Origin of the sequence: Rhizobium pisi (assembly GCF_003938655.1) — a bacterium.
Taxonomy (GTDB): Bacteria; Pseudomonadota; Alphaproteobacteria; order Rhizobiales; family Rhizobiaceae; genus Rhizobium; species Rhizobium pisi.
In genome coordinates, this window is record NZ_RJJT01000019.1 from 82,691 (window position 1) to 95,879 (window position 13,189).

General features: G+C 61.2%; 17 protein-coding genes. 9 read left to right on the plus strand and 8 right to left on the minus strand.

The genetic code is table 11. The features are described from left to right. Positions 1 to 36: 36 nt before the first annotated feature. The 5 genes from EFD55_RS24230 to EFD55_RS24250 form a co-directional block, all read right to left on the minus strand. On the minus strand, positions 37 to 231 hold the full coding sequence (locus EFD55_RS24230) for a type II toxin-antitoxin system HicA family toxin (protein ID WP_125848175.1): 195 nt from the start codon (positions 229 to 231) through the stop codon (positions 37 to 39). Between the two features lie 4 nt (positions 232 to 235). Continuing rightward, on the minus strand, positions 236 to 478 hold the full coding sequence (locus tag EFD55_RS24235; protein WP_125848177.1) for a DUF1902 domain-containing protein: 243 nt from the start codon (positions 476 to 478) through the stop codon (positions 236 to 238). Between the two features lie 138 nt (positions 479 to 616). Beyond that, positions 617 to 1,948 carry a diguanylate cyclase gene (locus tag EFD55_RS24240; protein WP_125848179.1) on the minus strand — a complete coding sequence of 444 codons (1,332 nt, stop codon included), beginning with the start codon at positions 1,946 to 1,948 and terminating at the stop codon, positions 617 to 619. Positions 1,949 to 2,134: 186 nt separating this feature from the next. Beyond that, complete coding sequence (locus EFD55_RS24245) at positions 2,135 to 2,965, minus strand: response regulator (RefSeq protein ID WP_125848181.1); 831 nt, start codon at positions 2,963 to 2,965, stop codon at positions 2,135 to 2,137. A gap of 145 nt (positions 2,966 to 3,110) precedes the next feature. Next, positions 3,111 to 3,326: an aminomethyltransferase family protein gene (locus EFD55_RS24250; protein ID WP_125848183.1), complete on the minus strand. Its 216-nt coding sequence runs from the start codon at positions 3,324 to 3,326 to the stop codon at positions 3,111 to 3,113. Here EFD55_RS24250 and EFD55_RS24255 point away from each other — a divergent pair. Beyond that, complete coding sequence (locus EFD55_RS24255; protein WP_125848186.1) at positions 3,318 to 4,292, plus strand: squalene cyclase; 975 nt, start codon at positions 3,318 to 3,320, stop codon at positions 4,290 to 4,292. The two genes, EFD55_RS24250 and EFD55_RS24255, sit on opposite strands and share 9 nt — an antisense overlap. A 185-nt stretch (positions 4,293 to 4,477) precedes the next feature. Then, a complete protein-coding gene (locus EFD55_RS24260) occupies positions 4,478 to 5,173 on the plus strand; it encodes an alpha/beta fold hydrolase (RefSeq protein ID WP_125848188.1) in 696 nt (231 codons plus the stop codon). Positions 5,174 to 5,240: 67 nt separating this feature from the next. On the opposite strand, the gene EFD55_RS24265 is transcribed toward EFD55_RS24260, so the two are convergent. Next, positions 5,241 to 5,780, minus strand: coding sequence for a DUF6428 family protein (locus EFD55_RS24265; protein ID WP_125848190.1), 540 nt, complete (start codon positions 5,778 to 5,780; stop codon positions 5,241 to 5,243). A 42-nt stretch (positions 5,781 to 5,822) separates the two neighbouring features. Between EFD55_RS24265 and EFD55_RS24270 the strand changes: the two genes are divergently transcribed. The 7 genes from EFD55_RS24270 to arsK are packed head-to-tail and all read left to right on the plus strand — an operon-like array spanning position 5,823 to position 10,204. Next, positions 5,823 to 6,179, plus strand: coding sequence for an ArsR/SmtB family transcription factor (locus EFD55_RS24270; protein ID WP_125848192.1), 357 nt, complete (start codon positions 5,823 to 5,825; stop codon positions 6,177 to 6,179). Beyond that, positions 6,176 to 6,706, plus strand: a complete 531-nt coding sequence (locus EFD55_RS24275) for an arsenate reductase ArsC (protein ID WP_125848194.1) — start codon at positions 6,176 to 6,178, stop codon at positions 6,704 to 6,706. The genes EFD55_RS24270 and EFD55_RS24275 overlap by 4 nt, the downstream gene beginning before the upstream one ends. Next, positions 6,706 to 7,149 carry an arsenic resistance N-acetyltransferase ArsN2 gene (gene arsN2, locus EFD55_RS24280; RefSeq protein WP_125848196.1) on the plus strand — a complete coding sequence of 148 codons (444 nt, stop codon included), beginning with the start codon at positions 6,706 to 6,708 and terminating at the stop codon, positions 7,147 to 7,149. The genes EFD55_RS24275 and arsN2 overlap by 1 nt, the downstream gene beginning before the upstream one ends. Continuing rightward, positions 7,146 to 7,853 carry an aquaporin gene (locus EFD55_RS24285; protein ID WP_125848197.1) on the plus strand — a complete coding sequence of 236 codons (708 nt, stop codon included), beginning with the start codon at positions 7,146 to 7,148 and terminating at the stop codon, positions 7,851 to 7,853. Before arsN2 ends, EFD55_RS24285 begins: the two co-directional genes overlap by 4 nt. After that, positions 7,850 to 8,278: an arsenate reductase (glutaredoxin) gene (gene arsC / locus EFD55_RS24290; protein WP_125848199.1), complete on the plus strand. Its 429-nt coding sequence runs from the start codon at positions 7,850 to 7,852 to the stop codon at positions 8,276 to 8,278. Before EFD55_RS24285 ends, arsC begins: the two co-directional genes overlap by 4 nt. After that, entirely contained in the window at positions 8,253 to 8,978 is a 726-nt protein-coding gene (gene arsH / locus EFD55_RS24295) for an arsenical resistance protein ArsH (RefSeq protein ID WP_165504827.1), read from the plus strand. Before arsC ends, arsH begins: the two co-directional genes overlap by 26 nt. Next, positions 8,975 to 10,204 carry an arsenite efflux MFS transporter ArsK gene (gene arsK, locus EFD55_RS24300; protein WP_125848203.1) on the plus strand — a complete coding sequence of 410 codons (1,230 nt, stop codon included), beginning with the start codon at positions 8,975 to 8,977 and terminating at the stop codon, positions 10,202 to 10,204. The genes arsH and arsK overlap by 4 nt, the downstream gene beginning before the upstream one ends. A 16-nt stretch (positions 10,205 to 10,220) precedes the next feature. On the opposite strand, the gene EFD55_RS24305 is transcribed toward arsK, so the two are convergent. Continuing rightward, positions 10,221 to 10,487: a hypothetical protein gene (locus tag EFD55_RS24305; RefSeq protein ID WP_125848205.1), complete on the minus strand. Its 267-nt coding sequence runs from the start codon at positions 10,485 to 10,487 to the stop codon at positions 10,221 to 10,223. 113 nt (positions 10,488 to 10,600) lie between these two features. Then, positions 10,601 to 13,129, minus strand: coding sequence for a mechanosensitive ion channel family protein (locus EFD55_RS24310; protein ID WP_125848207.1), 2,529 nt, complete (start codon positions 13,127 to 13,129; stop codon positions 10,601 to 10,603). Positions 13,130 to 13,189: the final 60 nt, after the last annotated feature.

The following is a 13,189-nucleotide window of genomic DNA, read 5'->3' on the forward strand; positions in this document are numbered from 1 at the left end:
TCGCCGCCATATGAGCGGCGACGGCGGGCGCGAGAATCAGAACGCTTTTGGAAGTCCCGCTTGTTTCAGCGTCTCGTTGGCGGTGTGTCGCGACTTGACGCCATGATCAACGGTGAAATGGCGATTTGAAATCGGACTGAACCAGATTTCATGATCGCCTTTTCCCGGCCGCACGTACGCGCAGCCGGCTTTCAGTAACAACTCTTTGAGTTCCCTGATATAGCCGCCCATGCGGTCAATAAGTCGGATTAGGGATGCGAACGAGCTGTTCGGCCATGATGTGGATCGGAATTTCCGGCAGGTCTGATGTAAATCCGTTCAATTCCAAAAGATCGGTGATCGCCGCGACGACTTTGGGCTCAAGGGCTTCAAGGGTGTCGGCCTCAACAGCCAAGCCTTCGATATCGTTGCTGCTGGCAACCCAGACAGCGGCCTCTTCATCCCACTCCGCGCGCACAATGATCGATACGTGCTTCATGCGATGAGTTCTCCATAGCGGACATGATGATATCTCATAGTGCACATATATAGCGGGATGGAAGTGATTTTCAGTAGAATGAATTTTTCGGAGACGTTTCGAATTCCGAAGAACCTTTGAGTCAACCCACACGACGCTCTACTGCGCCGCCTCTTCCGTCATCTTGGCGTCGGAATAGACCTGGTTGCGGCCGCGGTGTTTGGCCATGTAGAGGAACTGGTCGGCGGCGTTGAGATAGTTCTCGAAGGTCTCGTAACCGCCGATCTCGGCGATGCCGATCGAGATGGTGACGCCGAGTTCCTCGTCGTCGGCCGTGACCTTCAGCCGCGAAATATCCGAGCGGATCTCGTCGCAGAGCTTGGTGGCGGCAGCCGAATCCATCTGCGGGAAGAGGATGGCGAATTCCTCGCCGCCGAGGCGCGACAGAAGATTGTCGCTGCCGTCGAAGATCGTGAACAGCCTGTTTGCGACAGCCTTCAGCACCTTGTCGCCGATTTCGTGGCCATAGGTGTCGTTCAGCCGCTTGAAATGGTCGATATCGAGAATAGCAACCGAACTCGGCGCTTTCAACCGCAGGCACTCGTTCACCAGCTTCGGGCCGTTGTCGTAGAAATAGCGGCGGTTAAAGAGGCCTGTGAGATAGTCGCAGGCCGCCGCCGCTCTCAGTTGGCGCATCTGCGCCAGCGTCTCGGCATTGTTGGCGATGCGGCACTGCAGCTCCTCGGCGACGAACGGCCGGTAGACGAAATCGCTGGCGCCGGCCTTGAGGAAACTCGCCGAAAGCATGCGGTCGTTGGAGGAGGAAACGCCGATAACGCGCAGCCTGTCCGAACCGAAGCGATGGCGAATGCGCCGCGTCAGCTCGTAGCCGCTCATATCGGGCATATGGTGGTCGGTGACGACGAGTTCTATATCGCTGTAGGCTTCGAGCGCCGCCAGGGCCTCGAGCCCGGAATTCGCCTCGACGACGAGATATTGCTGTGCCTTCAGGAGGTCGACGAGCACCTGGCGGGCCGAAACGACATCGTCGACGACGAGCACCCGCGTCTTGCGGTTGGAGATCGCGCGGCGGACGGTCGCGACCAGATTGTCGAGCGCGAATTCATTGTCCTTCAGCACGTAGTCGATGACATTGCGCTCCATGATCCGGTTGCGCGTATTGAGATCGAATGTCGCGGTGAAGACGATCGCCGGGATATCGTGCTCGATCGTGCAGTCGAGCGCCTCGCCGTAGGGAGAATCCGGCAGGTTGAGATCGACGACGGCCATGGTGTAGCCGTGACCGTCCTCGGCGAGTTCCCGGCGCAGCGCCTTCAGCGAGGAGCAGGGTTTGACGGCAAGACCGAGTTCCGTCTGGAACCGGTGACAGAGCACCGCGGAAAACATGCGGGAATCTTCAACCAGAAGTATCTTGAGCCCGCCGGAGCGCAGCCCGATACCGTCACGCAGAAAATCCGCTTGAAAAGCCACAGCCGCTACTCCCCCATGCGCCCGCAGGGCTCGACTCGGCCCCTTACCCGGCGGGGCGGACGATAGCCGAGAGGCTCACGCGCGTGAAGGGGACAAATGGTGGCGACACTTGTAATTGCAGAAATTCGACGCCAGGCCCCGACCGTCACGTCAGGGCCTTCCTTGATCCGGATACTGGAGCAGCCGTCAGGCAACCGCCCGCTCCTTGCGCATCGATTGGATCTGCAGGAGCGTATCGAGGTTTTGGTTGACGCGGCAGTAGAATTCCTCGTCGATGAAGGGGCGCAGCATGAAGTCATTGCCGCCCGCTTTCAGGAACCGCGCCGAAAGCAGCCGGTTCGAAGAGGAGGAAACGCCGATGATGCGCAACTCATGCGAGCCGATATTGGAGCGGATGCGCCGCGTCAGCTCGAAGCCGTCGATATCGGGCATGTTGTAGTCGGTGATCATCAGGCCGATATCGCGGTTGGCCTTCAGGATCTCCAGCGCCTTGGCGCCGTTCTCGGCGGTGCTGACGCGGAAATTATAGCGCTTCAGCCGGCTCGACAGCAGCGCGCGCGCCGTCGCGCTGTCATCGACGATCAACACGTGGTGGCGATGATTGGTCAGGAAGCGGCAGATCGATTCCGCCAGAAGATCGACGGCGAAGATGTTGTCCTTGAGGATATAGTCGACGATATCCTTGGCCATCAGCTTGTCGCGCATACCTTCATGGAAGGTGCCGGTGAAGACGATTGTCGGGATGGAGAGATCGACCAGATATTCGAGCGCTTCGCCGTTTTCGGCGCCGGGCAGGTTGATGTTCGAAATCGCCAGCGTGATCGGATCGGAAGACTTGTCGTAGGAAAGCTGCAGATCCTCGAAGCTGCGGCAGATTTCGACCTCAATGTCGAACAGCTCCTTGAGGCGTTTGCTGATCATCGAGGTGAATACGTTGGAATCTTCCGCGACAATAATACGCGCGCCGGCAAACATCTCCCCGGAATATTGCATCCCTGAAATACCTAGAAACGCCATAAGCAAACCTTTGATGTAAATCTGTCCCCGGATCAAATCGGTACATCAATTGATTTGAATAATTATTAATCAGCATCTCGGATATGGAAGCGAAGAAGCGGCCCGATGGGCCTGCCTCCGATTTCTTGCAGATATGATTAAGAAATCAGACGCGAAGCGTCGCTTTATAGGTCGTGCCGAAGATCTTGATGTCGAGCGTTGTGCCTTCCCCAGCGTAAACCGGCCACAGCATGGCGAGCGCCTGCGAGCGGTTGATGCGGAAGCCGAAGGCGTCATGCCCGGCCGGCTGGCAGTGCTTACCCGAAGCGATTATAAACGAACCATCGCTCCCGACCAGCCGAGAGGTCCGCCAATGACCCAATCCGATCCGGTGATCGAATGGCTCCTCGATTCCGATCCCGCAATCCGCTGGCAGGTGATGCGCGACCTCCTCGACGCGCCGCAGCCGCAATGGATGGCCGAGCGGGCCAGGGTGGAGACCGAGGGCTGGGGCGCAAGGCTCCTCTCCTTTCAGGACGCGGACGGACAATGGGGGGGCGCCGCCTTTCTGCCTGCCGATTTCGACCCTCGCGAATGGCGCGAACGCGGCCAGCCCTGGACGGCCACGACCTACTCGCTGTCGCAACTCAGGGAATTCGGCCTCGATCCGTCATCGGAACGGGCCAGGCGCACCGTCGCATTGGTCGGCGCCAACGCCCGTTGGGAGGAAGGCGGCCAGCCCTTCTGGCAAGGCGAAGTCGAGGAATGCATCAATGGCCGGACCGTCGCCGACGGCGCCTATTTCGGCATCGACGTCTCGCTCATCGTCGACCGGCTGACAGGCGAACGCCTCGACGACGGCGGCTGGAACTGCGAGCGGATCAACGGCTCCCGCCGCTCCTCCTTCGCCAGCACCATCAACGTGCTGGAAGGGCTGCTGGAGTACGAGAAGTCAACCTGCGGCACGCCTGAATCCCGGGAGGCGCGCAGCACCGGCGAGGAATTCCTGCTGGAGCGCAACCTCTTCCGCCGCCTCGGCACCGGCGAGCCGGCCGACGAACAATTCCTGCGTTTCCTCCACCCGAACCGCTGGCGCTACGACATCCTGCGCGCGCTCGATTATTTCCGCGCGAGCGCTCTCCTGAGCGCCGCCGCTCCCGATCCGCGCCTCGGCGAAGCGATCGGCCACCTCCGCTCCCGGCGCTTGGAAGACGGCACCTGGCCGCTCGACTGGAGCACGGAAGGCCGTGTGTGGTTCGAGATCGATGACGGGCCCGGCGAGCCATCGCGATGGATCACACTCCGGGCGATGCGGGTGCTCAGATGGTGGGACGTCAGGTCAATTTAGCGTCCAGCGGTTGGAATAATTTTTCGCCGAACCATTCGTGCAGCAAGAAGTGTGCATTTTTAGCAAGATTGAAAAATACCTGGATTCGTCCCGAAGCATATCTTGCCGGGAGCTCAAGGATTATTACTTTAGCACGATCGCGCAAAGCATGAACCTGGTGTCAAAATTCTTTGAAGGGGTATTTCATGTCCAGCAAACCGAGCATTGTTTTCGCCCATGGCCTCTGGGCCGATGGCTCCTGCTTCAGCAAGGTCATCAATCTGCTCGTCGCCGATGGCTATGAAGTCATCGCGACGCAGAATCATCTGAACACCGTGGCGGATGACGCTGCCGCGGTGCGCACCTCCTTTAGTCGCGCCAGCGGCCCCATCGTTCTCGTCGGTCACTCCTACGGCGGCACTGTCATTACGACAGCAGGAACCGACGACCGTGTCGCTGCGCTCGTCTACATCTGCGCGCTCGCGCCAGAGGACGGCGACACCACCCAGGCTGATCAGACCAAATTTCCGCAAACCCCGGTATTCGACCATATCGAGGTGGCTGACGGCAGGTTGTTCCTGCGGCCGGCGGGCATTGCGGATTTTGCCGGCGATCTCCCAGAGGCCGAACAGAAACTTGTCTGGGCCACCCAGATGGGACCGCTGGCAGATTTGTTCAGTCAGCCCGTTCCCGGTGCAGCATGGAAATCGAAGCCGACATACTACATTGTTGGGACTCAGGATCGAACCGTTCAACCGGACCTGCAACGCTTCCTCGCAAAGCGCATGGAAGCTGAGGTGACTGAGCTCGCGTCGAGCCATGTGCCCATGCTATCGCAACCTCAACGCGTTTACGAGGTGATCCGGGAGGCCGCCAACGCGGTGCAGCAGGGCGGCAGATAGTCGCCTGCCTTTCCGCCATCGGCTTGGATCATTCTGGTGCGCCGCCGACCCGGCGCGCCAGCCGCTTTCACAAGGCGTGAGGCCCGGCACAGCAGCCACTCTTTGCCGCTGCCGGCCCGCAGCACGCCGCTGTCTTGCTGCTTTCCTCCGCCAGCCAGCGATCGCGCGGCTTGCAGCTTGCCGGCCTCGGCGATAGCTCGACATGCACCGCTCCGGCGCGGAGAACTGGCGCTGCGGCACAATAAAGCTGCATTGGCCGCACCCCGTCGCTGACCTCGAAGGTCAATTTGGCCGAACCGTCGAGCTGCACATGCTCCGTCACCTTGCGGATGATGGAATAAAATTTGCCGGCCGGCATATGCGTGCGGTCGCCGTCCTCGATGTCCCAGAGCTGGATGAAGATCTCCGTCCAGGCCTCGGGATTGGCGCCGCAATCGAGGCCTGAGAACTGGCCCGCCTTGACCTCAGTCACGTGATAGCCGGGTTTCGCCGGCTGACCATCGTAGTGGAAAATCAGCGGAGAATCCTTGGCGCCGGCGAGCGCGCTGAGCAGCAGGCCGAGATCAATGTCGTTCTCTTGAATTTTGCTGTTGTCGATGGCGTTCATATCGGCTAATGCTCGTTTCAATGATTCAAGGATTATTGAAATATGGATCAACGTCAAGCCCTCGTCGCATTCGGCGCTCTCTCGCAAGAGACCCGCCTGCACATCATCCGCATGCTGGTGGTATCAGGCCCCGATGGCATGGCGGCTGGCGCCATCGCGGAAAAAGCGGAGGTCTCGCCGTCCAACGTTTCCTTCCACCTGAAGGAGCTGGAACGCTCCGGCCTGATAGCCCAGCAGCGCGAATCCCGCTCGATCATCTACACCGCCAATTACGAAGCCCTCGGCGGCTTGATCCGCTTCCTGATGGAGGATTGCTGCGGCGGCAACCCTGATATCTGTGCCCCGGCTGCCGCCGTCGCCGCATGCTGTGCACCTGCAACCAAGGAGGAACTGCAATGACCACAGACCGCGTTTACAATGTGCTCTTTCTCTGCACGGGCAATTCCGCCCGCTCGATCCTGGCGGAATCCATCCTGGAGACCGAAGGCAAGGGCCGGTTCAAGGCGTATTCCGCCGGCAGCCAGCCAAAGGGTAAGGTCAATCCCTATGCACTAAAGGAGCTTGCCGCGCAGGGTTATCCGACGACCGGCTTCCGCTCAAAAAGCTGGGACGAGTTCGCCGAGCCTGGCGCACCGGAGATGGACTTTATCTTCACCGTCTGCGACAGCGCCCACGGCGAGGCCTGCCCGGTCTGGATCGGCCATCCGATGACCGCCCATTGGGGCGTCGAGGATCCCGCTGCCGTTGAGGGCAGCGAAGTCGATAAGGGCCGCGCTTTCGCGCAGGCCGCCCGCTTCCTCAAGAACCGGATCAGCGCCTTCCTCAGCCTGCCGGTGTCATCGATCGACAAGCTGGCGCTGGAACAGCACCTCCACCAGATCGGCGCCATGGAAGGCACGACCGCAAGACCGGCGACGGCCGGCTGATGGGTTTCGATTTGAACCAGCAGACCTTGCAAGGGCACGACGACAGCCTTCGCGCCGCGCTCGCAGGCGCCGGCCTTCCGGTCGATGACCTCACAGACGCCGGTCGAAGCTTCTACCGGTTTTCGCGTGGCGGCCAGACAGTCGGCTTCGGCGGGCTGGAACTCTATGACGAGACCGCACTCCTGCGTTCCATTGTCGTACTGTCCGATCAGCGAGGCTTTGGCTTCGGCCATGCGATCACCCTTAGCTTGCTCGATCAGGCCCATAAGAAAGGTGCGGCTGCTGCCTATGTGCTGACTGAAACGGCCGCCCCCTTCTTTCAATCGCTCGGTTTTCTTCCGATCGCCCGCGATGAGGCGCCCGCCGCAATCCTGACGACGCGCCAGGCCGCAAGCCTGTGTCCGGCATCCGCCGCCTTGATGGTCCGGAGCCTGCCGGCATGAGCGCGCCAGTGTTTCCGTTGTCTCGACGACTCACCGCCGAAGCCCTGGGTACGCTGTTGCTGGTGGCGACCGTCGTCGGATCGGGAATCATGGCGGATAACCTGACGAACGATACGGCGCTTGCGCTGCTCGCCAACACGCTGGCAACAGGGGCGGCACTTGTCGTCCTCATCACCGTCCTGGGCCCGATTTCCGGCGCGCATTTCAATCCAGTGGTGTCGCTGGTTTTTGCGCTCCGGCGAGAGCTGCCTGCCTCTTCCGTTCCCGCCTATATCGCCGCGCAGATCGTCGGCGGCATTGCCGGAACGATGCTCGCCCATGCCATGTTCGCCCTTCCCCTGCTGCAGGCCTCGGAAACCGTGCGCACCGGCAGCGCGCAATGGCTCTCCGAAATGACGGCAACCTTCGGCCTCGTCTTCGTCATCTTCGCCGGTGTGCGCTTTCGCGCCGACGCTGTGGCATGGCTGGTCGGCCTATATATCACCGCCGCCTACTGGTTCACCGCTTCCACGTCGTTTGCCAATCCCGCGGTCGCGATCGCCCGGTCGCTGACGCACACATTTTCCGGCATCCGCCCGATCGATCTACCGGGTTTTATCGTTGCCGAAATCCTCGGCGCATTGCTGGCGCTGATGCTCGCGGGATGGCTGCTGATGGAATCCCGCAATCCTGAAACCCTCACCAAGACGGAATCCGCCTCATGACTATCGATGTTACGATCTATCACAACCCGGAATGCGGTACCTCGCGCAACACGCTGGCGATGATCCAGAACGCCGGTATTGAGCCCAACGTCATTGAATATCTGAAAAACCCGCCGTCGCGCGAACAGCTAGTCAAGATGATTGCGGATGCAGGTTTGAGTGTTCGCGAGGCGATCCGCGAAAAGGGCACACCCTATGCGGAGTTCGGCCTCGACAACCCTGATCTTACCGACGAGCAACTGCTCGATGCTATGCTGAAAGATCCGATCCTGATCAATCGCCCCTTCGTCATCACGCAGATCGGCACGCGCCTTGCTCGGCCTTCCGAAGTCGTGCTCGATATCCTGCCGGAAACCCACAAGGGCGCCTTCACCAAGGAAGACGGTGAGAAGGTGCTCGATGCCGAGGGCAAACGCATTGTCTGATCTGCCTGCAGCGTCCCCGATGCATCTGCATCAACCGGATATGGAAGCGCTCAGGCCGACGCTCTCGACCCACAAGCCGCGCATCCTGATCCTTTATGGCTCCCTCAGAGCGGTCTCCTACAGCCGCCTCCTCGCACAGGAGGCCGGACGGCTGCTCGAATATTTCGGCTGCGACGTGCGGATCTTCAATCCGGAAGGCCTGCCGCTGCCCGACGCGGAACCGGCGAGCCACCCGAAGATTCAGGAGCTCCGTGAACTGTCGGCATGGTCGGAAGGCCAGGTGTGGGTCAGCCCTGAACGCCATGGCGCGATGACCGGCATCATGAAGGCGCAGATCGACTGGATTCCTTTGTCAGTCGGCTCAGTGCGGCCGACACAAGGCAAGACGCTGGCGGTTATGCAGGTCTCCGGCGGTTCCCAGTCCTTCAATGCGGTGAGCCAGCTCCGCATCCTTGGCCGCTGGATGCGGATGATCACCATCCCCAATCAGTCCTCGGTCGCCAAAGCTTTCCAGGAATTCGACGCGGACGGCCGTATGAAACCCTCATCCTATTACGACCGTGTCGTCGACGTCTGCGAGGAACTGGTGAAGTTCACGCTGCTGACCCGGGATGCCTCGAACTATCTGACCGACCGCTACAGCGAGCGGAAAGAAGAAGCTGAAAAGGTAGAACAGCGCGTGAGCCTCAGATCCCTATGACCAGCCCCGAACGGCCGCCGGTAGCAGCCATCGTCGCACTCGGCCTCACGCAGATCATCGGTTATGGCAGCCTCTACTACAGCTTCAGTATCCTCGCCCCTGACATGGCGCATGATCTCAGCTGGTCGACGGAATGGATCTTCGGCGCGCTTTCCGTGGCCCTTCTGATCGGCGGGCTGGCCGCACCTGTCATGGGCACATGGATCGATCGCTTCGGCGCAGGCAGGATCATGACATCAGGCTCGGCGATTGCCGCTGCGGCCCTCGTCGCCTGCGCCTTCGCGCCGGGAAAGATCGCTTTCGTCGCGGCATTGATCGGCATCGAGATCGCCTCGAATCTGGTGCAGTATGGCGCCGCCTTCGCCCTGCTCGTGCAGATCAGGCCGCGCGTCGCCCAGCGCAGCATCACCTACCTGACCCTGATCGCCGGCTTTGCCTCAACCATCTTCTGGCCGATCACCACGGCGCTGCACTCGCATCTCTCTTGGCAGAACGTCTATCTGATCTTCGCCGCACTCAATCTCGTGGTCTGCCTTCCCATTCATGCCTGGCTATCCCGTGGCGTCAGCGAAACCAGGAAACGCGGCGCAGACGAAATCGCAAAGCATGTCGAGCCGAGCCTTCATCCGTCGGTACGCCGGCCGGCCTTCGTTCTGATGGTGACGGGCTTTGCTCTGGAAAGTTTTGTGAACTCAGCGCTTCTGGTCCACATGGTGCCTGTGATGTCTGCACTCGGCCTCGGCGCCATGGCCGTGATGGTCGGAACGCTCTTCGGCCCGTCGCAAGTGCTGAGCCGCTTTGTCAATATGGTCTTTGGCGGAGGTTTGTCGCAATTGACGCTGGCGATTATCTGCGCCGTCCTGTTGCCGGCATCCCTCGTCGTCCTCGTCGCCACTGCCCCGCCAGTCCTGGGCGCCCTGCTATTCGCCGTCATCTTCGGTCTCGGTTCGGGCCTCAACAGCATTGTCTACGGAACGCTGCCGCTGGCGCTCTTCGGAAGCGAAGGCTACGGTCGGCGGCAAGGACAAATCATGTCGGTCCGTCTCGTCGTCTCCTCGATGGCGCCGTTCGCGCTCGCCTTCCTGATGCGCAATCTCGGCGTATCATGGTCGCTGTCGATCGCTGCATTGCTCAGCACCGGCGCCGTCGCCGCTTTCTCAGCCATCATGCCAATGACGCGTGCGGTTGGCGGGCCGCGAATGGTTCCCGATCCCGGAGACGCTTAGAGCGCGACAGCCAGTGCTACTTGACGACGGCCGAGCCCTTGATGATGTCGATGGTTTCGCCGCCGTCCAGCCCGATGCGGTCGCCGTCGGGCGTCGTCATGAAGCAGCCGGAGGGGCAGAGGCTTTCCGAAGCGCCGGCATCGACCACGACCTCGACGCGCTGGCCGCTCTCGGTGATGACGAGCACCACGGCGGCCGGGTCGGTGTTGGTGACGGATGCCGCATGGGCCGCCGGCGCGGCAAGCAGCGGGACAAGCAGAACGGCGGCAAATCTTGCCATCATGTGCGGCGGCGCTAACGCGCCCTCCCCTCGAAAGACCGGTGCTGCCCTCGGCAGCGATCCCGATTGTCAGGGATGATGCACATAGACCTGTGAATGATGGCTGAATGACCCGTTCAGCTCTTCAGATTGCCCTCCGCGGTCCGGCTGCGCAGCTGCCGCACCGGCCGCTCGTCCTCCTCCACGGGCGTGTCCTTTGGATTTTCCTGGCTGGGCGCCTTGTCCCTGACCGCATCGGCAAGCACGGGAGGAGCCTCCCGATGGATGGTGAGATCGCTCTGCGGTAGCGGGATCTCGATGCCCTCGGCCTTGAAGCGCCGGAGGATCTCGATCCTCAGATTGTTGCGCACCGTCATGCCGTCGCCCATGTCGGCCAGGAAGAAGCGCAGTTCGAAATCCAGCGAATAGGGACCGAAGCGCAGGAATTCGACATGCGGCTCGGGATTGCGCATGACGAGCGGAATCTTCGCCGTCAGTTCCAGCAGGATATCCATCACCTTCTGCGGATCGGCATCGTAGCTGACGGAAACCGGGATTTCCGAGCGGCCGATCCTGTTGCGGTGCGTCCAGTTGCCGACGAGGCCGTTGATCAGCTCCGAATTCGGCACGATGATCGACTGCTTGCGGAAGGTCTCGATCTCGGTGGCACGCACCGAAATGCGCTTGACGATGCCTTCCGCCGTACCTGAGACGACATGGTCGCCGACCTTGAACGGCCGCTCGACGAGCAGGATCAGGCCGGAGACGAAGTTGGAGACGATGTTCTGCAGGCCGAAACCGATACCGACCGAAAGGGCCGAGGCGACAAGCGCGAAGCTCGACAGATCGATGCCGGCCGCCGAAACGCCGATGATCGCGGCAATGCCGACGCCGAGATAGCCGATACCCGTCTTGACCGAATTGCGCACGCCGAGATCGACATGGCTTCGCGCCATCACATTGCCGTCGAGCCAGCGCTGCAGCCAGCGCGTCAAGAGGTAGACGCCGGCAAAGAGCAGGATGCCGGTGCAGATGCCGAGCAGCGAGATGCTGATGCCGCCGAGCCTGACCTCCGTGAACAGCCGGTAGGCGATGAGCTGCAGGTCCTGCACATGGAAGCCCCAGAGCAGCAGGATCAGCGGGATGCCGACGAGCAGCGCCACGGCATAGATGGCAAGGCCGACGAGCAGGCCCGCCTGGTCGATCGCCACCGGCCCGAGATTGAAGCGGCGCGTCAGGAAGCGTGCGAAGAAGGTGTCGCCGAACATCTCCTGCCGCGATATCGCCTTGCCGGAGAGCAGGCCGACATACATGGTGGCGACAACAGCGCCGGTGATAATGAGCTGCGTGGCGACGAAGCGGGCAAGCCCGACATAACCTGTCAGCGCCGAGACGATCAGGCCGGCGCCCACGACGCGCAGGATGATCGCCATGCCGCGCGGCCAATGCCGGCCCGGGGCGTCGGGATCACCGTTCCTTGCCAGCATCGGTTTGCCGAAGGAGGCCACGATCAGGATCATCCCGATGATCAGCGCCGCGATCAGGCTTCTGACCACGGTCAGCACCAGCGGCGAGCCCATCGCCTCGCCGATCGTGCCGAAGAGATAATCGAGCGCGTTGACCACGGCCATCGCCAGCAGGCAATAGCCGATCGATCGCGCACCAAGATTGGAAAGCCGAACGAGGCGCCAGTGCGGTTCGTTGGGCGCGAAGATGGCGTTGACGAAGCGGCCGACGAAATAGACGAGCCCGATCGCTGCGAACAAGGCGCCGATGATGGGCGCGATGTCGGGCCGCAGAACGTTGAAACTGTTGAGGAAGAAGAACGACGTGACGAGCAGGACCGATAGAGCCAGCGTGCGGATCAGCGTCGACCAGAAGGCGATCGATAGCCGGCCGATATAGGATGGGTTTTCGATCGCCTCGTCCCGCAGCAGATAAGAGCCGAACAGCCGGTAGCTGCCGGACACCAGGATGAGCGCCGAAGCAAGCGACAGGAAGATCGCGGCAAAGAGCGGGAACCGCTTGAACTTCCAGACGAAAGAGGTCCAGCTCGACAAGGCCTGCGAGAATTCGCTGACCTCGTGCACGAAGGCCCCCACTGCATCGTCAAGTACCGAGACGGAGATCTCGGTGCGCTTGAACAGCGTGTCGGCAAAAAGCTGCCGCCGCATCTCGATGATTTCGTTGAGGAGCTTCGTCACCGCGATCGACAGGTTTTCGGCGTCGCCGGTCACCGCGTTGATCTGCGCACGCTCGGCGGCAAGCGCGTTGCGCTCGTCCGTGACGATCTGCGCCTCGGCCGGCTGCCCCTCCTTGGGCGGATCGCCGATTTCGGCAAGCCTGTTCTTGATCTGGTCGAAACGCGGCCTGAGATTGACCGATATGGTGATGACGGCGCGGCTGAGCTCATCAGCCTTGGTCGCAAGCCCGACTAGCGCATCGTCATTGTCGGCATTGCCCTTGACGCTGTCCTGAAGTGAGGCAAGCTGGGCCTTCGCCTTGTCGATCTCCTTCGCGGCCTGGTCGAAGGGTGTTTCGGCAAGCGGCGCCGGCGCTGCCGCCTGCGGCTGCTGTTCCTGCGCTAGGGCATTCTCGAAATGCGCGCCGGCGAGCGCCAGCGTCACGAGAAGAATGGTGCGAAGCAGGATGGACCTCAGTCGCAAAAGAGCCTCCGGAAAGGTTGTCGTCGGATTAGAATGCCTGCTTTTCATAGCAAAGAAAGG

Excerpts from the sequence above, each read along its gene's own strand:
- arsK (WP_125848203.1), top strand. The coding sequence starts at position 8,975 with ATGACCAGCCCCGAACGGCCGCCGGTAGCAGCCATCGTCGCACTCGGC.
- EFD55_RS24245 (WP_125848181.1), bottom strand. The coding sequence starts at position 2,965 with ATGGCGTTTCTAGGTATTTCAGGGATGCAATATTCCGGGGAGATGTTT.
- EFD55_RS24230 (WP_125848175.1), bottom strand. The coding sequence starts at position 231 with ATGGGCGGCTATATCAGGGAACTCAAAGAGTTGTTACTGAAAGCCGGC.
- EFD55_RS24255 (WP_125848186.1), top strand. The coding sequence starts at position 3,318 with ATGACCCAATCCGATCCGGTGATCGAATGGCTCCTCGATTCCGATCCC.
- EFD55_RS24305 (WP_125848205.1), bottom strand. The coding sequence starts at position 10,487 with ATGATGGCAAGATTTGCCGCCGTTCTGCTTGTCCCGCTGCTTGCCGCG.
- EFD55_RS24285 (WP_125848197.1), top strand. The coding sequence starts at position 7,146 with ATGAGCGCGCCAGTGTTTCCGTTGTCTCGACGACTCACCGCCGAAGCC.
- EFD55_RS24275 (WP_125848194.1), top strand. The coding sequence starts at position 6,176 with ATGACCACAGACCGCGTTTACAATGTGCTCTTTCTCTGCACGGGCAAT.
- arsH (WP_165504827.1), top strand. The coding sequence starts at position 8,253 with ATGCCGAGGGCAAACGCATTGTCTGATCTGCCTGCAGCGTCCCCGATG.
- EFD55_RS24260 (WP_125848188.1), top strand. The coding sequence starts at position 4,478 with ATGTCCAGCAAACCGAGCATTGTTTTCGCCCATGGCCTCTGGGCCGAT.
- arsC (WP_125848199.1), top strand. The coding sequence starts at position 7,850 with ATGACTATCGATGTTACGATCTATCACAACCCGGAATGCGGTACCTCG.
- EFD55_RS24265 (WP_125848190.1), bottom strand. The coding sequence starts at position 5,780 with ATGAACGCCATCGACAACAGCAAAATTCAAGAGAACGACATTGATCTC.
- EFD55_RS24235 (WP_125848177.1), bottom strand. The coding sequence starts at position 478 with ATGAAGCACGTATCGATCATTGTGCGCGCGGAGTGGGATGAAGAGGCC.
- arsN2 (WP_125848196.1), top strand. The coding sequence starts at position 6,706 with ATGGGTTTCGATTTGAACCAGCAGACCTTGCAAGGGCACGACGACAGC.
- EFD55_RS24270 (WP_125848192.1), top strand. The coding sequence starts at position 5,823 with ATGGATCAACGTCAAGCCCTCGTCGCATTCGGCGCTCTCTCGCAAGAG.